Consider the following 16,424-nt stretch of genomic DNA (forward strand, 5'->3'; position numbering starts at 1 on the left):
CCGTCGCCCGTTTGTAAGCGGGCGACTCGGCCGTTCAAAACTGTCTGGCTAAAGCCGCTGCAAGTATGCCGGCCGCAATTGCCGGCAGCGGTTTTTTCAGTGTCAGCATGACGATTGCCGTGGCCAGCAAAGCCAGGCGTGCGCCGTTGTCACCTTTAACCGCCAGCGGAGCCAGCACCGCCACCAACACCGAGCCGGACATGGCCGTGATGAACTGCTGCACCCGATAGTTGATCGGCACGAACGACATCACGAAAACACCGCCCCACCGAGTGGCCAAGGTTACTGCGGCCATGATCAAGATGACAAGCAAGGTGCCATAACCCGCCGTTTCAATGTTCATTGTTGTTTCTCCATCCACACTGCGCCCAGAACGCCCCCCGCCAGAGCACCCACCACGACATGGCTGTTAGCCGGCAAATACCAGTAGGCCAATAGCGATGAGCATGCCGCCACGGTCCAGATGATGAACATACGCAGGTTCTTCTTCCCACCCACGACCATCGCCAACAAGAAACAGCCCATCACCATATCGAGCCCGAAACTGACCGGGTTCTCGATGACGCTGCCAAAATGAAGTCCCAGCCAACTTCCCAGGATCCAAGTGATCCAGAGTGCAATGCCGCCACCGAATAAAATCCCCAGTCCCGGCTTGCCCCGGTTGAACGCCTGCATCGCCATGGCCCAGTTGGCGTCCGAAACAACCAACATGACACCGTATCGTTTGGCAACGGGTAGCTCCCGTAACCACGGATAAAGCGTCGCGCCCATCAACAAATGCCGGGCGTTGATGGCGAAGACAGTGATCATCAGCGGAACGACCGGCACTTGCTGGCCCCACAGATCCAGCGCGGCAAATTGAGAAGCGCCGGCAAAAACCAGCGTGCTCATGAGCACGGCTGACGTGTCACTCAGGCCCGTTTGTGCAGCCGCCAGGCCGAAAGCAACACCGAACACGACGACAAAAAGAGAGATGGGGATCAGTTGCTTGAAACCGTCGTAAACTTGCTTCAGCGTCAGCTCATACAGATGGGATTGATCGTTCGACAAAACATCGCCTCTTCTGGTTTTCCATGGTGTAAAACTGGGAGTATGAGGCTGATTCTCTATGCCGAGAACTTTTTAGCGGGCAATCCAGCAAATCAATAGAGTGAAGCCCGTCACAGACCAGGCGACCGCACAAGCGGCCAGTGCGGAATGTTCCACACCTCCAGCCTTAAAGCGGCAAAATGGACGCCTCTGAAGATTCACGTGCGTTTTCGACAAATAGACCAAAGCAGCCAATGTGCTAAACCAGAGCACAGGATTTCTTGGAAGAAAGAAAATTTAATTATGGAAAACAGGAACCTTGAAAATGAGCACGACTGAACAAGTACAAAGCACTGGTAAATACAGCACCAAGTGGCAGGAACGCTTCGACTTCTTTAACACCTACGGTGCGCCAAGCGACCCGCGCTACAAGGAAGCCTTCAAGGCGCTGCCTGGCTTCAAGAAAAAAATACTGATCAATGCAAACGTGATCGCATTTTTCTTCGGCCCTATCTACCTGTTCGTCCTGGGCCTCTGGAAGAAGAACCTGGCCCTGCTGGGTATTTTCCTGGCGATCAACATCGCCTTGAGCGCCATTTTCGCCATCATTGGGATGGAGTTTCCGCGGCCGTTGAGCACGGGTCTGAGCATCGCCATGTCGATGATGTATGCGCTGATGACCAACTACGCCTACTACCTCAAGGAAGTGAAAGGCGAACAAGGCTGGAACCCGTTCAAAGGCATGCGTCTCTGAATGCAGGCTTGGGTCTCAAGAGCCCGCACCTCGTCATGAGTGTGCGGGCTCTTTGTTTCCGAGTCGTGGAAATTTGGGCAATTTTATTGCGCAGATAGCGCCTCCCAATTGTCTACCCCATGTCGCCTGGCGATACCAGGCCTTACATAGGGAACTCGACAATGGCAGATGACCTGAGCAACCGCGGGCCGCAGGACAGGAACCGCATCAACATTACCGAAGCTTGGGAGTTGAAGTACTGGGCGAATGAGTTCGACGTGACTGAAGAAGTACTCAAGGCAGCGGTGAAGGCTGCTGGGCCGATGGTGGCCGATGTTCGCGAACAACTTAAAAAATGATGCATTGGCCCTACGGTGCTCCGTAGGGCATGCGTTGGCTACATATTGAGTCTGGTTAACACGAGTCACTTTAAACCACAGGCTGATGCCCAACCATGCGCCAATCACCGGCGTGAGGATCAGCGTCAAGCCGCCTTCAAATCCAAGGAAATGCAGCAACCGCCGCTGCCAGTTGCGATGGCGGCTGGGTTGGCGGCGCTCCCACTCCGGACTACCTCTCCTACAGAAAACCGAGACCGAACGAAACTCAATCGGTGGCCTTATCAACGGCCAAAGCAACCAGCGCAAACGGCAACAGGGCGATGACGAACACAGTCATCCCGACGGCCCCGTAGGCATCGTGGATCTTATCGCCCAGGCTTCGTTTCGAGGGAGCGGCGACGGTGTCCACGGACACGATCAGGGCATAACGATAGGTTTGGGATTGATCATACCGGTCAACATTGCATGGCGTGGTGCTCAAGCTGACATAACGATCACCCGTCACTGGCGTACGGTCTTCGTGACTGGCAAGGAGCTGCTTCAACTGGGCGACCTGCACCTCAAATTCAGCCTCACATTCAGGCTGACTGACAAAAGCACGACTCGCCTTCGTAATGAGATCTGGGCGAATCTGATGATCGAGGAAGACCTCGTAGGTATCGCCTTGCTCATCGACGCGCTTGTAAATCTTGGAGCCCGTGAGCGACTCGCCTCCGGTAGCGGAAAGCGCCTTGAACTCATCGCTGGAAAGCGGCTGACCCAAGGTATAACCGTAAATCTGGGGCGCTTTAAACGGTTCCTTTACAGCTTGTGAGGCGCACCCGGCAGATGACGCAATAATCGAAAGACTCAGTGCGGTACAGAGCGTCCTGTTCATGTCTCTTCCTTGAGTTGCGTGGGTGATCCGGGTTCCGGCGTGAAAGATTATCGGAAATAGACAGCGACCGCCGCTATTGAAGGCTTTTTTCATACGCGCTGGCGTAGAAAGCAGAAACCGCAAGAACGATCAAATGTTCTCCCCATGCATTTGATAACGTCGCTTCAGCATTCATCGAGATCGTCATGCTGAGTATCGAGAGGGCCCGGAGGTACATCGGATTGGAGCTGGGATCCCAAAGACCAGGTAGCGGCAATTCGTGTAGTTGTACGGCATTAACGGTCCTCATTCCGAATAGACATCGGAACACATGGTTTGCCCATTCAAACGGCCCATTCATGGCCCTTTTACACGACGCTATCAGATCACGGACGTCCCTTGTTTATGCTTCTCACGACCTGGATCGCCACGGTGGGAGAGCCCCTTCGAAAAGTGAAAAAGCTCGATGCACGAAACGGTTGAAACGAGCGGCATCACGCCGCAGCCCCGCCTGTTGCCCCCCGATCAGGCACAGGTGGGCTACCTGCCCCATCACTTCTGCTTCGCCTGGCCTATGGGCCAAGCGACGACATGTCCGTATCGCGAAGTCCAATCGTCGTGTGTCTACACGCTGCTGAAACTCGGCCACCAACGGATCGTGCAGCGACCAGGCTCGGATGGAGACTTCCCGCCCAGGTTGTTTCTCAGCGGCAATATTCAAATAGCGTTTCAAGATTTCGCCCGCGCTACGACCCTGGGCCGCAAAAGCGAGCATGCGCTCCGTGTAGTCTTCTTCCCAAGCGGCCAGCAAGGTGCGGACAAAATCATCGCGATTGCGGAAATGGTGATAGAACGATCCGCGGGTCACATTCAAACGGCGCGATAGACTCTCGGCTGACACGCCAATATGCCCTGTCTGATCGAGGGCCTCGAAACCTGCCGCGATCCAATGGTGACGCGTTAGTTTTTCCATTCGTTATTTCACTCCCTATTTAGCACCATACAGACCTGTATGGCGCGCAACCGATAGATACCCTGCGAACACCAGCAAAGATGGCCGTTGCGTTTTGCACGCCAGCACTTTTCATGGAGCTCGCCTTGAAGAAAATCGTCCTGGTTGCTTTCGACCAATTCACCGATATCGACCTATTCCTGATGTGGGACATCTTAGGCCGCAACACCGAGGACTGGCACGTCCGAATATTGGGTTCCAGCCCTGTCGTACGATCGGCGCATGGCCTGCCTGTTTCGGTGCACGGTCCGCTTTCCGAGGCCAATAATGCCGACGCGGTATTGTTCGCCAGCGGCAAGGAAGGAATACCCGCCGCACTGGCCTCCCCGGATTTCCTACCGTCGTTTGAACTTGACCCGAAACGCCAGCGAATCGGCTCCATCTGCGCCGGCGCTTTCATTCTCCAACGGCTTGGGCTGCTCAGCGGCCGAGCAACGACACACCCGGATGCACGATCGGGCTTGCAAGCCCTGGGACTTGAGCCCGTGGACCAGCCTCTTGTATGCCAGGGCAACGTCGCAACCGCTGGCGGATGCCTTTCGGCGCTCTATCTGGTGGGATGGTTGGTTGAGTCCTGGTTCGATGCCGACAAGCGCCGCGCGACGCTGCTCCCTGTCCTGCCCGCCGGGCAGCAGGCGCTGTATGATGCGCTGATCGGGCTCAGTATCCGACAAGGAGAAGTGGCCACCTCCCAACAAGAAACGCGACAAGGCATGTCATCTAATTGGTAGTTAGCACTCAGGAAGAGATCTCCGATGCCCCGAGAATTTGAGCTCATTATGTCCGTGCCCGTCCCCTCGAGGTCCGGCGTCACCCACCTTTACAAGTCGACGAACCTGGCGGACGCTTTTGCGATTCGCCTCCCTGCGGGCACATCCAGCGATCCAGAGGTGCTCGCCCGATTCATCCTTTCCCACCAGCCATCCTGGATCGGATGGCTCATGAAAGTCCGAGACACTGTCGTTGCCCGTTTTGGGCTCAAGACAGCGAGGCATTTGGCAACACTTGCTCATCGGATTCAAATCTTCAAGGTCTACAGCACCGACCAGACTGAAATCGTGCTGGGAGAGGACGACAAGCACCTCGACTTCCGCATATCGATCCTGTGCTCTGGAGAGGTAGAGCAGGAAGGTAGTCGCCAACTGGTTTTCTCAACCGTGGTCCAGTGTCACAACCGTCTGGGCCGGGCCTATATCTTCGTGATTGCGCCATTTCATCGCTTGGTTGTTAAGGCGAGCCTGCGCCGTGCAGCGCGCATTGGTTGGCCTTTGGCTGCCTGAGCCGCGACACCACAAACCCCGTGGCGAGGGAGCTTGCTCCCGCTGGGTGGCGAAGCCGCCCCAAAAAGGGATGGCGAAAGACTAGGAACAGACCAGGGTTTTGAGCTAAGAAATTGGCAAAGGGGATTCATACGGCGCGAATGCGAGGATCATGTATCGGTCTTCGTAAAGCTCGCCCTGTACGTAGACTAAAGCGGCATCCAACTGCGGCCGCTTCATGTCGCATTTTCTTTAGGCTTGCCGATCGGAAGCCCTGAACTTTTGGGGTGGTAGAGCGATATGAATATGGCGAAGTTGGCCGGATCGAGCCGCTGCCGGCTCGTGATATCGCTGATCACACCCCATGTAACTGGGAAGTGTCTGACCTTTGTTAATCATGCAGACGGTAAAAACTTTAATTATCCGGTCTTAGTGCAAAAGGATGGGCTGCGAGTACCAACTCGATATCAGCCCGCAATTCAGGATGGATTTCGACTCGAATAACCACTATCCGACTTGATCGATCAGACGCTGTGTGTTGCGGGTCGCCAGGGTGGGCCTGATTAGCGCGCTTGAGGACATTTTCAGAAATCCTACGTCGCAGTTTTACAGCAGCGGCAAAAAAATCCGTCCCCTTTTCCCTTCCTCGTCGGCCATTGGTGTGCCCTCTCGCTCATTGATATGGGGTTGGGCAGACCATGGCGCTGGCACTTCAATCAGAACGCGGTTCGTCCCCCTGCACATCCCCCAATCTCACCTCGCGTATACCGCCGTCTGCAATGAACCGAACCACGACACCCTCTCCCCGCGTCAAGGCAAGAACATGATCGATCAACTCGCCTTGGCTGTCCGCTTGGCGGATCGGTTTGTAGCCATGGGATTTATAAAGTGTCCAACGGTCGTTCTCGAACTCGATCCTGTACACATCCACTGCCGAGCACTCCGATTGTGCGTTTTTCGGTAGATGCGCGACAGTGCTGGGGTGTTCCGGCCATGTGCTGAGCGGACTGCGCCGTAGATCCCTGATCTGACTGCGCCGAAAGTGGCACATCGAACACTCGATCAAATATCAACTGAAAACCCAGCGAATAAAAAAAGAAAAACACAAATAATCCAAGATTCGTCACCAGCGCCAACCACAGACCGATACCCAACCAGGCTCCAATTACCGGCGTCAGAATCAGGGTCAAGCCGCCCTCGAACCCAAGGGAATGAAGCAGTCGGCGCCGCCAGTTGCGATGGCGGTTGGGTTGACGACGCTCCCACCATTCGAACAGGCCGTTGAAAAGCATGTTCCAGCCCAGCGCAACGGCGGAAATCACCAAGGACAGCAGGGTTGAATAGCCCATTCCCTGCTCATAGATAAGCGCGAGGGATGGCGCGACAAAAAGCACACCACCGGCCTCATAGAGCACGGCCTGAAGAATTTTGCGAGAGGCGCCTTGCATCGATTGTCTCCACGAATGGCGGAAGGGAACCACAGCCTGGCAAGTTGAGCGCCGGCCCACAATTGAGCTAAATTGAGCCTCGCTCAACCTGAGTAACTTCCCCGCCCATGTTCGCCAAACTGCCCCTTACCGCCTTGCGCGGCTTCGAATCCGCCGCACGGCTGGGCAGCTTCAAGGCGGCGGCCCAGGAACTGAACGTCAGCCCGGCGGCGATCTCCCATCAGGTCAAAAGCCTTGAAGCGTTTCTCGGCGTGCGACTGTTCGAGCGTTCCAGTCAAAATGTGCGGCTGAGCGCGGACGGCGAACGCCTCCAGCCCTACATGCACCGCGCGCTGCTCGATATCCAACATGGCCTGCAAACGCTATCGCCATCATGTACCGCACAATCGCTGGTGGTGAGCACAACGCCAGCGTTCGCCAGCCTGTGGCTGATACCTCGGCTCGGAGATTTTCATCGAAGACATCCTGAGATCGACCTCAGGCTGCACAGCAGCAACGACGTGATCGACCTGCGACGTGACGCCAGCATCGACCTGGCGATCCGCGCCCTCTTCACCTCGGATCCTCAACTGCTCGAGCAACCTCTACTGGAAGAATATTTCGGCGCGTATTGCCACCCCGACTGGCAACCACCCGCAGCGGGCTCGCCCATCGAACTGATTGACGTCCCCTGGCTGAGCAGCACAAACGTCACGGTGGACTGGGCTGCATGGTGCGCCAAGTCCGGCACCCTGGGTTGGCTGCAAAACGCGCGCCTGCGCCGCTATGACGAGGAACAGCACGCTCTGCAGGCAGCGGTCGCCGGGCATGGGCTGGTGCTTGCCAGTAATGTGCTGGTTGCGGAAGCGGTTGCACGCGGGCAACTGGTTGGTTATCAGCCCGAGATTCGCTTGGCGGGTGCGCGATATACGGTGGTGTGCGTACCGGGGCGGGAGCGGCAGGTTGAGGTGAGGGCTTTCAGTGAGTGGGTGTTGGGGCAGAATGTTGGTTGAGTCGGAACGCACGATGAAAGGAGCTATTGGCGGGTAAAGCCTGAACCAATGGGCGGACGAGGTGTTTGAACGAGCGACTCACGCCTGACGATAAAACAAAGTAGCCCGGCATCACATCAGGCCTTCAATGGAGCACTCTACGGCTTTCCCCAATTCTTATACGATCAAGGGCGCGGTTTAACGCATCCAGAGCCTTTAACAGCGCCTGTGCTTCAGCTTCCCGGCCATCTCCCCACAGGCGCTCAGCCATCTTGTTGAGCGCCTGGATAGATCGCTCGATTTCGGCAGCGCTTGCTGTCGTTTTGTTATCCGGCTGTTTCTTTGGCATGTTCATGGACGCTTCTTTCAGGGTGGTTCGAGGCCTTTTGCGTTGCGGCCTATACCACCTGCTAGCCGAAAGCGCGCATAAGCCTCGAAGAGCGCGCCACTCAAGCCCAGATGGCCGTCTCTGTGTTGATCTCGGCGACAGAAGTAGCATTAAACTGCCGCTGACGGTGAAGGTCATCGCGCATTTTAGAATAATCGAACTTCTTGTTCTCCAACTCTTTGAGCACAAGACTTGAAATTTTGTAGGTGCCGCAGTCACCGCAGTCGACAAGCTCTCCACTTTGATCCGCTTCGGACCGCTTCGCTTCCATCGCGCACAGATAGCACTTCATGACTGATCTCCTGTTCAATGATGTTTAGGAGATCGTCTCGTAATGGCGGAAGTTTCAACTGGCTGACCTTCGCTCAGTGACTACGCCAAATCAATCGTCCACCCGTCAGATGATAAAAACCCGGCTCCGTGGCCGGGTTCCATGGAATCATCAGCATCCGCTGTAGCTTACTTCGCACCGCCGTTGCCACGATTCGTCTGGGCATCCTGGTCGGATCCGGGGTTCCCAGGCGGGGGATTCCAATCCTCTGGCCTCTCGCCAGTGCCCTGCTTTGGCTCAGACTCAGCCTGATCAAGACCAGAACCATGTCCTTTGCCTGTATCAGGCGCTTCCTCACTTGGCCCTGGGTATGGCGCTTCCGGACCGTTATTGTCAATCACCATAATCTCTCTCCTGTCTGCGGCGCAGTTCTGCGCATACATTTGAGAGGGCTTGCTTGGGCAGGAAGTGCTATGTCTGCGACGAGCGGATGAGCGATCAGGCCAGGACACCTCCGCTCAACTTCTTTCTGTTGCTCGCCAAGCGGCATGCCTTGGGCCCGCATCCTGGAAGAGGTCGTTCGGAAAAGGGGAAGGCTCGATATAGGAGACTGTTGAGGCAAGCGGCATTACGCCGCAGCCCTGCCTGCTGTCCTAATAAACGCTCTATGATGCCTTGACCGGGCTCAGTATCCGCCAAGGACAACCCATCCCCGTGGCGAGGGAGCCTGTTTCCGCTGGGGCGTATTCATACTCTTCCTTGAACTAGCCAAAAACGGCTTCAGCGCAGCTAAATAAATCGGCCCACGTTCCCGTATTCAGCACGTGAAAAATACATTACACCGGCTACACCACCCTTCAGCTGCGCTCCGGTTCATTGGAAAACGCAAGAGAGGATGACTCGTATCGGCAACCGTCAGGATTAGCGAGAACTTTATGTATCTGCGCCGAATTTCGTCGGCTGGAACGCTCATGCCTGCCCCATCGACTATTTGAAGAACTCCGCCTGTCACCCTGCTGTCGATCCGTTGCCACTCAAAATGCCAGCCCGTCACCCACATGAAGTCTCGAATTTGATAATCGCCGGCGGTGCTTTGGCATTGAGCGAGTTTTTTGTTAGAGACGTCAAAGACGAAAAACAGGGGGCTGGGATAGCCGAGCAGCTGAGTATCGTCCAGGCTCAAGCCTTCTTTTAAATTGATGGATGCTACAAGTGCTTTTGCTCGTCTCTTGCGCCGTATCAGATACCCTGTGGCGAGGAAAAAAATAGAAAAAGAAGCCAGCAAGAGCTGACGGCCTTCGACTGTAAGCTTATCGGGCGAAAACCGTATCATGCCCCACAAGAGTCCTATCGTCGTAAGCCCGGACACCCAAGCGGCGGGGATCACTATCCTGCGGAATATGGCTATTTGCCGTCTGCTCATTCGTTAGTCGCCGGAAAAATACATCCACCCCTACGCAATAGCGTCTTCACCTCTTCGATCGCCTGTACGGGATTTAGGCTCAACTGTTCAAAAAGCCTGGAGCCCGGGCGCACGTATGATTGCGAATAGTGCTTGGCGCTCCACATGACGATGTTGAGCAGGATCGGAATAAGGTCGTATGCCCTTCTCGGTCAATTCATAAAAGTCCTTGCGTCGGTCATCGGGATTGGGCGCCTTCGAGAGAACTCCCTCCTCCTTGAGGAAGGCAAGGCGAGAAGCCAGGACATTGGTCGCGATTCCCTCCTCCGATTTTAGGAATTGGCCGTAGGTCTTTTTCCCAGTGAAGACGATGTCGCGGATGATCCCCGGCCAACTCACAAGTCGTCAAGGCGTTCAATACCCTGTTCGGCCACGTCCTTGCGAAGAATGAACGTCTGGACGCGTTTATCGCGACGGACGATGCGAACCCCAAGGCGCTCGTTTCAGCCCTTCTCACGAGCCTCGGCCTGCGTCCGTTGGATGTCGGTGGCTTGCAAGTGGCCCAGTCGCTGGAGTGGCTTGGACTGATGATGATCGGCTTGGCAAAGAACGGTGCTGGAAGCTGGGATATCGCTATGAATGTGGATATTGGGGTCAGGTCGGCATCGGAACCAGCGGTTACATGGCGGCCATTCGCGCCATCAAGGCTCATGTCATAGATGATGAAGAAGCCTCAACTACCTGAGGTAGAGGAGCACTAATGATTAAGGAGGGGTCCAGGCTACGAATCCTGTTCTCGATATGGTAGGCCCCCCTCTCGGTGTAGCGTAAGAAACAGCGACCGCAAATAGAGCACTCAGAAATCTTGCATAGATTGTAGGGAAAGTAGAGCGGTGCAATCGGAGCATCCAACGACCAGTAATTAGTATTGCTCGGATGATACTCAATGAGTGTCATTTCTTCCTCGACGTCATACATGAGCGTACCAATATCGACTAATAACGTCTCCGGCAGGGAAATCAGAGGACTTTCCCACCCTACCAGTGCCTTTTTCGTGCAAATGCAGACGTCACGAACGGAATGGGAGCGTTCTGCTAATGCATAAAGCTCTGAATGACTTAGATATTTGAGAGTATTCAAGCTCGACCCTTTCCTAGCAATGGTTCAAAAAGCCAACGGCTACTTATTACTCAGCGACGGTGATTTCGAGAGGCCAAATGTGCTCCAGGCTGTGCAAACCAGTGCGGTTAGAGTCATGATTATTAATACGCTCCACCCTGGCAGATAACTATGAGACAAGTCCTTCAGGAAACCCAATGCGGGTGGCATTATGACAATCGCAACTTGATTTATCGCCATGGCTAAACCTAATGCGAATCCAGTCTTATCCGGTGGTGCAGAATCAGCAACGTAGGCTACCCAAGGACCATACCAGCCAAAACCGAAGAATCCGAGCCAGCCGACTAATACGCTCAACATCCAGAAAGAACGCATAGGAGCCCAAGCGAGAATGATCAAGCCAAAAATAACTGCGAGCATACAGATCAACACAGGGAAATAGCGGCCCGATCTACAGCGATCACTCCATGCAGCCAAGATGATACGCCCCGCTATGCCCGCTCCCTGGGCAATCAACAGCAATGTGGCAGCGACAGTGATGCTCAAATCGAGCAAATCATAAAGATAAAGTGCGGTGAATATCAAAATCCCATACTGGACCGAAATAAGGCTAACCCCCGAGAACATAATATTCTTCATCGCAGGATCGTTTAGCATGGATAATCTCGAAGCCAAAACTGCTTTTAATTGCTTTCCTTCAGCTTTCACCGGCGGGGGCTTGTTAGCATTGGCAGACCGATAAAAACTTAAAAAAGTCAGAGTTCCAAACAGCGCAACAAGTCCCCCCGCTAAAAAGGAGTACTGCCACCCCCAATGGGTGGCAATGTAGGGGAGTATCGCCGCTGAAAGCGCACCACCCAAAGGCAAGCCAGCCTGGCGGATACCCATAGCAAATCCTAACTGGCTTTTTGGAAACCAGCTAGAAACGGATTTGCTGCCGCCTGGTTGCGCGGTGCTGTAGCCAGCACCGACCACAATCAAAAACATAAGCAATGACAGGTAACTGCTAGCAAGCGTTGATGCGCAAAGTGCAACCGCAACGATTAAAGTTCCCACACCTACAACTTTGCGCTCTTCAAATCTGTCCAACAACTCCCCAGCAACTAGCAAGCCGAGAATGGGAACTAACTGTGCAGCTGAGACCAATAATCCTATTTGCATCGTGGACAGGTTCCAATCCTGCTGGATGAAAATAGCAATAGCACCGATACCTTGTACAAAGAAACAGGCGCTCGCTTGGGCCACCGTGGCGATCAGAAGAATAACCCAGCGATAACTGGCTTTTGGGTGCACACCGTTTACATCAGTCATTGAAAAGCTCCGGCATTTTCTGGTACGCCGAGAGGCCTTTGACGTTGTGCTGTGAAGTACTACCGTAGTCAGCCCCCTTACTCGTGGAGTTTGTTTCCATGGTCGCCTGTACAACACGGGCAGACGGCACGTATTTTTTTATATCGTCAAGAAAAGCAGAGCTGTACATATATTCAAAGTCGAGTTTTTGCGTTTTCTTTTCCAACTCACATATGATCTGCAGTTCTATCGCGGCTTGGATGGTGACGAAATGAGCTCCGCCGAAATGTAAAGGCAAAGCACATTGGCTAACCCGTTCCCATTCCCCAAAAGCCCTGATGTTTTCTTGAACCTCTTTACCGTTGCGACTAGCCCCGAAGCTCAATAGAATGTCTTTGCAGGAGCGCTGTACATTTCGGCTCACCGCCTGATAGATATCATTATCGGTGGTTTGCTCCTGCGTGATCGGGTTTCGAGCATGATAGTGATAGTAACGGCACCCGAGATCATAAAGTTCGATTGCTTCGTTAACGATGGCGTCTTGGCCTCCCTTAATAGTCATGCCTGTACAAATAGAGTCGAGAAGCTGATCCCCAGTAAGATAATGGTTGCGAGGCGTAAATTTTGCGCCCGTGGATGCGCACCCTAAGATAAGAGTGTTCTGTGGATTATTCATATTACTTCCCTGTCAAATGGCCAGATACCCTCTAATCGACTGTGCCGGTAGGTTGACTAGTACCTTGTCAGTATCGGCGTCGGCTGGGCCTTGACGTTTTATCAGTTTGCCACTTTCGCACGTTGCGGATTAAGCAAGGTTTTTTGATAAAACCTCATGCCAGAGGGTTTTTTTTGACTTTCAGACCCTGGGTTGCGCATGTCATGATACGACCACCAAAAAATTGCGAGATCAGCAACATGACGGATTTTCGGACCTTAAAGGATTTTATTGTGCTGGCCCGCGTTCGAAGCTTTTCCCAAGCCTCGATACATTGCAATGTAACAACCTCTGGCTTGAGCCGTAGGATCACCGCTTTAGAGGAATGGTTAGGTGCTTCGTTGTTTGATCGTGCACGTCACCAGCTAGAGCTTACCGATGCGGGTGCCGAGTTCCATATCGCTGCTGTCGAAATTGTAGAGCTGTTAGAAAAAACGAGAAACTCGGTTATCCGTACCCAAGAGAAGTTCAGGCGGCAAATTTCTATTGTTGCGCCACATATCATGTCGAGAGCGTTTTTTCCGGCTTGGTTGCCGAGGGCGAGCAAGCAGTTAGAGGCCACTCGTTTTTCCATAGACTTCGCCAATCTTCCTGAATGTTTCAAGCAACTAACCAATCGCTCAGTGGATTTTGTCGTCGCTTTTGATGACAAACATAATGGCATTAACGAACATCTTAATAAAACATTACCACTAGGGGAACTCGAATGCTTGAAAATTGGCCGCGAGTGGCTAGTTCCTGTGAGCGCACCTAATTTGCTAGGAGAACCTCTAAATAGCATTGGTTCACCTAGAGGTGAAATCTCATATCTTCATTACCGCCAGGATTGCTCTTTAAGTTGGGCGCTTGAAAAAATGTTAAAAGTCGCTCCAAACTTACCAGCACTTCGTAAAATTCATGATAGCTCTCTGGCCGATGGTCTTCGTTCTATGGCGATAACCGGATTAGGCGTTGCATGGCTTCCTTTGGAGATCGTTCGGAACGATCTGGAAAGGAAAGATTTGGTTCGGGCGGGCACTGCCGATTTTGATATAGCGTTAGAAATTAATATTTATCGTCGCAAAGAAAAGCTTGGCGCGAATGCTGAGATCTTATGGGACAATCTAAGTAGCATGACAAATGATTCCAGATTTACCGTAGCGAGCCCCGGCACCTCGTACACTTCACTAAGCTAGCCAATTCCTATACGCCATTTATAAGATCAATCATCGCGCCATAAAAACGAAAAGCTGATCCACAGGTCATTAGCTGTGTCAGCACCAAGCCTATATGCGAAATGATTGCCCAGGCAAAAGCTACCGTCCCTGAAGAGCCGTTTTGAGCCTGAAGCGGCTCTTTGGTAGCTTCAGCTGCCGGCCCACCAGGGCGAGCGCCATCAGAGGTGCCAAAAACGAGTTCATAGGTCAAACCTGACTTGAGAAATGATGCTCGCCCATCCAAGAACCCTCAGCGTCTCTCGTCGACTTGCCAGTGCTAAACCTCAGCCTAATTAGATTAAAGACTCCAGCATTGATCTCAACCGAGCGAGCGCCGGCATTCATCGATTTTCTTGTCGATACGTTTGGCGGTGAGCCGTTCTGGGGGATTTCGGCAGCCGGCTGAGCTCGTCAGTTTTTGCAAACCACCTGCGGAGGCGCTGCAGGCTCTAACTTTCGGGGGATCACAATTGAAGTACCAGGCAAAGTGGTAACTTCGAGAACCGCTAACACGCAGAGAAGCGCTTGCTCGCCATCTTTGTTTGGCCTGGTGCCCACCCCGACAAAAGGGGTCGGATTTATTTTCTAGCCGTGCAGCCGTTGATCCAAGCTAATCGATTAATAGCGACTCGTAATGCAGCGAAGCTAAAATAAATCTGTAGTCTTTTCTGTCGTCCCCTTTCTGCCTTTTTCTGTGTCCCTTTTTCTCCAAACCTAACTGTCAAGCAGATCCCGATCCCAGAATGGCTCACTGCCAAACGTATCGACAAGAAAGTCGATGAATGCCCGCGCTCGCGCGGTTTGATTACGCATTGACGGATGCACCGCATACATTGCGATTGGTGGTCGCATATATTGCGCGAGCACAATAGAAAGCGCTCCGCGCCGTACCGCGTCATGGGCGATGAAGGTTGGAAGTACCGCTACGCCAAGCCCTGCGATGGCCGCTTCGCGAATGGCATCGCCGTTGGCGAAGTCGAGCCGGCTGGTCACTGATGGCACGACGTTGCCGGTGAATTTCCAATAGTGAGCGTCCTCGACATTAGAATAAGTCACGCCCGGAAAGCGCGACAATTCAACGGGACTTTGCGGTGTCCCGAGGCGCTCTAGAAGTGCCGGACTGGCGACGCACACGTGCCGGATGGTAACGAGCCGCCGAGCCACGAGAGATGAGTCTGGAAGCCGCGCGATGCGGATCGCGAGATCGAAGCCGTTGCGTATCAGATCGACCGTTCGATCATCGGTGTCGATGGAGACCGAGACTGCGGGATGGCGGTTCAGAAACTGGCCTATTGCCGGTGCCAGGCAGTGCGCTGTGAATGAGACCGGAGCGGCGATACGGATACGCCCCCTCAACGCCTTGCTTGCGCTCGAAGCGGCTTCCTCTGCCTCTTCAAGCCCCGCAAGCAACTCGACGGCGCGATCATGAAAATCACGGCCCGCTTCTGTGAGCTGGACACGGCGCGTCGTCCGGTCAAATAGCCGCGCCCCAAGCCTGTCCTCGAGGTCCCGAACTCGGCGACTCACCGCCGACTTGACGATGCCGAGGCGTTCCGCGCCCGCAGCAAACCCGCCGGCTGAGACGACAGCAACAAACGCCCGCATATCTTCGAATCGGTCAGCCATTGGCGGATTGTGCGGGCCGCAGCATCAGGAATCAACTGACAGCCCGTTTATTGAATACTTCCCGATTGTGCTCCAAACGAGAACAGTCAATCCTTGGATTGGTAGTTTTTCGAGAACTGGAACTGGCGTACTTTTGCCGCAGTTCGATTTCTGCCGTCGCAAGGCACGTCGGGCAATTCACGATTCAGGGGGCTTCGTTGTTTGCCCTCGGTCAGACCGTTACGTCCACTGCTAGCGCCATATTCCTAGGACTCTCATGCCACATCCGAACGTCGCCGCGAACACCACTTCTCGACTCGCCCAAGCGGGCGCTTTGGCGTACATCATCTGGGCTCTGCTACACGTCAATGCCGCTTGGTCCATCTATCAGCTCGGCCAATCCATGGCTGAAGGCATGCCTCGGGGGCGCGTGCTGCAGGACGCCTGGAATCTCTTCTGGCTTTCAATTATCGCGCTCATCGTCGCAGTCGTCTTGAACTGGCGTAACGACGTTCGCGGGTGGTGGATCAACCTCTTGGTCATCAGCGTGGTCGATCTCGGTTTCATCTTTTACATGCTCTTTCCCGGCTATGTTTCGATGTGGCCCGGCCTGTCGGGCCCACTGTTCTGGGTTCTGGGGCTCGCACTGTCGAGCCTGGGGCTATACCGCCCGATGCGCCCCGCATAAAGCCTCGCTTTACCTGATCGCTACACCCTGAGCCGCACGGATCCAAACCGCGACCCGCCCCTTAAAAAAGCTAAAGCACTCCAAGGCATTCGACATATGTA

Annotated in this window: 18 protein-coding genes and 2 pseudogenes; 7 read left to right on the forward strand and 13 right to left on the reverse strand. The window is 53.9% G+C overall.

All coding sequences use genetic code 11. The annotated features are described in order from the left end of the window. Nucleotides 1-34: 34 nt before the first annotated feature. Both J3P81_RS16035 and J3P81_RS16040 read right to left on the reverse strand, forming a co-directional pair. Nucleotides 35-343, reverse strand: coding sequence for an AzlD family protein (locus J3P81_RS16035; RefSeq protein ID WP_186707518.1), 309 nt, complete (start codon nucleotides 341-343; stop codon nucleotides 35-37). Next, nucleotides 340-1,050 carry an AzlC family ABC transporter permease gene (locus tag J3P81_RS16040; protein ID WP_420765767.1) on the reverse strand — a complete coding sequence of 237 codons (711 nt, stop codon included), beginning with the start codon at nucleotides 1,048-1,050 and terminating at the stop codon, nucleotides 340-342. Before J3P81_RS16040 ends, J3P81_RS16035 begins: the two co-directional genes overlap by 4 nt. Nucleotides 1,051-1,354: 304 nt before the next feature. Here J3P81_RS16040 and J3P81_RS16045 point away from each other — a divergent pair, with 304 nt between their 5' ends. After that, nucleotides 1,355-1,783 carry a DUF2628 domain-containing protein gene (locus J3P81_RS16045; RefSeq protein ID WP_434559725.1) on the forward strand — a complete coding sequence of 143 codons (429 nt, stop codon included), beginning with the start codon at nucleotides 1,355-1,357 and terminating at the stop codon, nucleotides 1,781-1,783. Between the two features lie 161 nt (nucleotides 1,784-1,944). Then, nucleotides 1,945-2,121 (forward strand): DUF3606 domain-containing protein, encoded by a 177-nt coding sequence (locus tag J3P81_RS16050; protein ID WP_434559727.1) that lies wholly within the window; start codon nucleotides 1,945-1,947, stop codon nucleotides 2,119-2,121. Nucleotides 2,122-2,196: 75 nt separating this feature from the next. Here J3P81_RS16050 and J3P81_RS16055 read toward each other — a convergent pair. The 3 genes and pseudogenes from J3P81_RS16055 to J3P81_RS16065 form a co-directional block, all read right to left on the reverse strand. Further along, nucleotides 2,197-2,325: pseudogene (locus J3P81_RS16055) on the reverse strand (chlorhexidine efflux transporter); the annotation flags it as partial. A 43-nt stretch (nucleotides 2,326-2,368) separates the two neighbouring features. Further along, nucleotides 2,369-2,980: a hypothetical protein gene (locus J3P81_RS16060; RefSeq protein ID WP_434559729.1), complete on the reverse strand. Its 612-nt coding sequence runs from the start codon at nucleotides 2,978-2,980 to the stop codon at nucleotides 2,369-2,371. A gap of 391 nt (nucleotides 2,981-3,371) precedes the next feature. Beyond that, entirely contained in the window at nucleotides 3,372-3,932 is a 561-nt protein-coding gene (locus J3P81_RS16065) for a TetR/AcrR family transcriptional regulator (protein ID WP_434559731.1), read from the reverse strand. Between the two features lie 125 nt (nucleotides 3,933-4,057). Here J3P81_RS16065 and J3P81_RS16070 point away from each other — a divergent pair, with 125 nt between their 5' ends. Both J3P81_RS16070 and J3P81_RS16075 read left to right on the forward strand, forming a co-directional pair. Then, the gene (locus J3P81_RS16070) at nucleotides 4,058-4,702 is read left to right on the forward strand and encodes a DJ-1/PfpI family protein (protein WP_434559733.1); all 645 of its coding nucleotides are present in this window, start codon (nucleotides 4,058-4,060) and stop codon (nucleotides 4,700-4,702) included. A 24-nt stretch (nucleotides 4,703-4,726) separates the two neighbouring features. Continuing rightward, nucleotides 4,727-5,251: a DUF2867 domain-containing protein gene (locus tag J3P81_RS16075; protein WP_420765762.1), complete on the forward strand. Its 525-nt coding sequence runs from the start codon at nucleotides 4,727-4,729 to the stop codon at nucleotides 5,249-5,251. A 1,010-nt stretch (nucleotides 5,252-6,261) separates the two neighbouring features. Here the strand turns inward: J3P81_RS16075 and J3P81_RS16080 are convergent. Then, nucleotides 6,262-6,678 (reverse strand): annotated as a pseudogene (locus J3P81_RS16080) (PACE efflux transporter); the annotation flags it as partial. A 107-nt stretch (nucleotides 6,679-6,785) separates the two neighbouring features. Between J3P81_RS16080 and J3P81_RS16085 the strand changes: the two are divergent. Further along, complete coding sequence (locus tag J3P81_RS16085; protein ID WP_434559735.1) at nucleotides 6,786-7,670, forward strand: LysR substrate-binding domain-containing protein; 885 nt, start codon at nucleotides 6,786-6,788, stop codon at nucleotides 7,668-7,670. Nucleotides 7,671-7,794: 124 nt separating this feature from the next. Here J3P81_RS16085 and J3P81_RS16090 read toward each other — a convergent pair whose 3' ends face one another. From J3P81_RS16090 to J3P81_RS16115, 6 genes are all read right to left on the reverse strand, one after another. After that, nucleotides 7,795-7,998: a hypothetical protein gene (locus J3P81_RS16090; RefSeq protein ID WP_420765924.1), complete on the reverse strand. Its 204-nt coding sequence runs from the start codon at nucleotides 7,996-7,998 to the stop codon at nucleotides 7,795-7,797. A gap of 100 nt (nucleotides 7,999-8,098) precedes the next feature. Continuing rightward, on the reverse strand, nucleotides 8,099-8,329 hold the full coding sequence (locus tag J3P81_RS16095; RefSeq protein WP_420765760.1) for a hypothetical protein: 231 nt from the start codon (nucleotides 8,327-8,329) through the stop codon (nucleotides 8,099-8,101). A 796-nt stretch (nucleotides 8,330-9,125) separates the two neighbouring features. Beyond that, nucleotides 9,126-9,731, reverse strand: a complete 606-nt coding sequence (locus J3P81_RS16100; RefSeq protein ID WP_434559737.1) for a hypothetical protein — start codon at nucleotides 9,729-9,731, stop codon at nucleotides 9,126-9,128. An 87-nt stretch (nucleotides 9,732-9,818) separates the two neighbouring features. Then, nucleotides 9,819-10,109: a winged helix-turn-helix transcriptional regulator gene (locus J3P81_RS16105; protein WP_434559739.1), complete on the reverse strand. Its 291-nt coding sequence runs from the start codon at nucleotides 10,107-10,109 to the stop codon at nucleotides 9,819-9,821. Between the two features lie 780 nt (nucleotides 10,110-10,889). Further along, complete coding sequence (locus J3P81_RS16110; protein ID WP_434559741.1) at nucleotides 10,890-12,140, reverse strand: MFS transporter; 1,251 nt, start codon at nucleotides 12,138-12,140, stop codon at nucleotides 10,890-10,892. Beyond that, nucleotides 12,133-12,795, reverse strand: coding sequence for a 3-keto-5-aminohexanoate cleavage protein (locus tag J3P81_RS16115; protein WP_434559743.1), 663 nt, complete (start codon nucleotides 12,793-12,795; stop codon nucleotides 12,133-12,135). The genes J3P81_RS16110 and J3P81_RS16115 overlap by 8 nt, the downstream gene beginning before the upstream one ends. A 239-nt stretch (nucleotides 12,796-13,034) precedes the next feature. On the opposite strand from J3P81_RS16115, the gene J3P81_RS16120 reads away from it, so the two are divergent. Beyond that, on the forward strand, nucleotides 13,035-14,009 hold the full coding sequence (locus J3P81_RS16120; RefSeq protein ID WP_434559745.1) for a LysR family transcriptional regulator: 975 nt from the start codon (nucleotides 13,035-13,037) through the stop codon (nucleotides 14,007-14,009). A 735-nt stretch (nucleotides 14,010-14,744) separates the two neighbouring features. On the opposite strand, the gene J3P81_RS16125 is transcribed toward J3P81_RS16120, so the two are convergent. Next, a complete protein-coding gene (locus tag J3P81_RS16125; RefSeq protein ID WP_434559747.1) occupies nucleotides 14,745-15,656 on the reverse strand; it encodes a LysR family transcriptional regulator in 912 nt (303 codons plus the stop codon). A gap of 256 nt (nucleotides 15,657-15,912) precedes the next feature. Between J3P81_RS16125 and J3P81_RS16130 the strand changes: the two genes are divergently transcribed. Next, on the forward strand, nucleotides 15,913-16,323 hold the full coding sequence (locus J3P81_RS16130; RefSeq protein WP_434559749.1) for a hypothetical protein: 411 nt from the start codon (nucleotides 15,913-15,915) through the stop codon (nucleotides 16,321-16,323). Nucleotides 16,324-16,424 lie beyond the last annotated feature (101 nt).

Origin of the sequence: Pseudomonas sp. R1-6, assembly GCF_051132115.1 — a bacterium.
GTDB lineage: Bacteria > Pseudomonadota > Gammaproteobacteria > Pseudomonadales > Pseudomonadaceae > Aquipseudomonas.

Excerpts from the sequence above, each read along its gene's own strand:
- J3P81_RS16120 (WP_434559745.1), top strand. The coding sequence starts at position 13,035 with ATGACGGATTTTCGGACCTTAAAGGATTTTATTGTGCTGGCCCGCGTT.
- J3P81_RS16065 (WP_434559731.1), bottom strand. The coding sequence starts at position 3,932 with ATGGAAAAACTAACGCGTCACCATTGGATCGCGGCAGGTTTCGAGGCC.
- J3P81_RS16050 (WP_434559727.1), top strand. The coding sequence starts at position 1,945 with ATGGCAGATGACCTGAGCAACCGCGGGCCGCAGGACAGGAACCGCATC.
- J3P81_RS16035 (WP_186707518.1), bottom strand. The coding sequence starts at position 343 with ATGAACATTGAAACGGCGGGTTATGGCACCTTGCTTGTCATCTTGATC.
- J3P81_RS16090 (WP_420765924.1), bottom strand. The coding sequence starts at position 7,998 with ATGCCAAAGAAACAGCCGGATAACAAAACGACAGCAAGCGCTGCCGAA.
- J3P81_RS16085 (WP_434559735.1), top strand. The coding sequence starts at position 6,786 with ATGTTCGCCAAACTGCCCCTTACCGCCTTGCGCGGCTTCGAATCCGCC.
- J3P81_RS16100 (WP_434559737.1), bottom strand. The coding sequence starts at position 9,731 with ATGAGCAGACGGCAAATAGCCATATTCCGCAGGATAGTGATCCCCGCC.
- J3P81_RS16110 (WP_434559741.1), bottom strand. The coding sequence starts at position 12,140 with ATGACTGATGTAAACGGTGTGCACCCAAAAGCCAGTTATCGCTGGGTT.
- J3P81_RS16115 (WP_434559743.1), bottom strand. The coding sequence starts at position 12,795 with ATGAATAATCCACAGAACACTCTTATCTTAGGGTGCGCATCCACGGGC.
- J3P81_RS16095 (WP_420765760.1), bottom strand. The coding sequence starts at position 8,329 with ATGAAGTGCTATCTGTGCGCGATGGAAGCGAAGCGGTCCGAAGCGGAT.
- J3P81_RS16130 (WP_434559749.1), top strand. The coding sequence starts at position 15,913 with ATGCCACATCCGAACGTCGCCGCGAACACCACTTCTCGACTCGCCCAA.
- J3P81_RS16045 (WP_434559725.1), top strand. The coding sequence starts at position 1,355 with ATGAGCACGACTGAACAAGTACAAAGCACTGGTAAATACAGCACCAAG.
- J3P81_RS16075 (WP_420765762.1), top strand. The coding sequence starts at position 4,727 with ATGCCCCGAGAATTTGAGCTCATTATGTCCGTGCCCGTCCCCTCGAGG.
- J3P81_RS16060 (WP_434559729.1), bottom strand. The coding sequence starts at position 2,980 with ATGAACAGGACGCTCTGTACCGCACTGAGTCTTTCGATTATTGCGTCA.
- J3P81_RS16125 (WP_434559747.1), bottom strand. The coding sequence starts at position 15,656 with ATGGCTGACCGATTCGAAGATATGCGGGCGTTTGTTGCTGTCGTCTCA.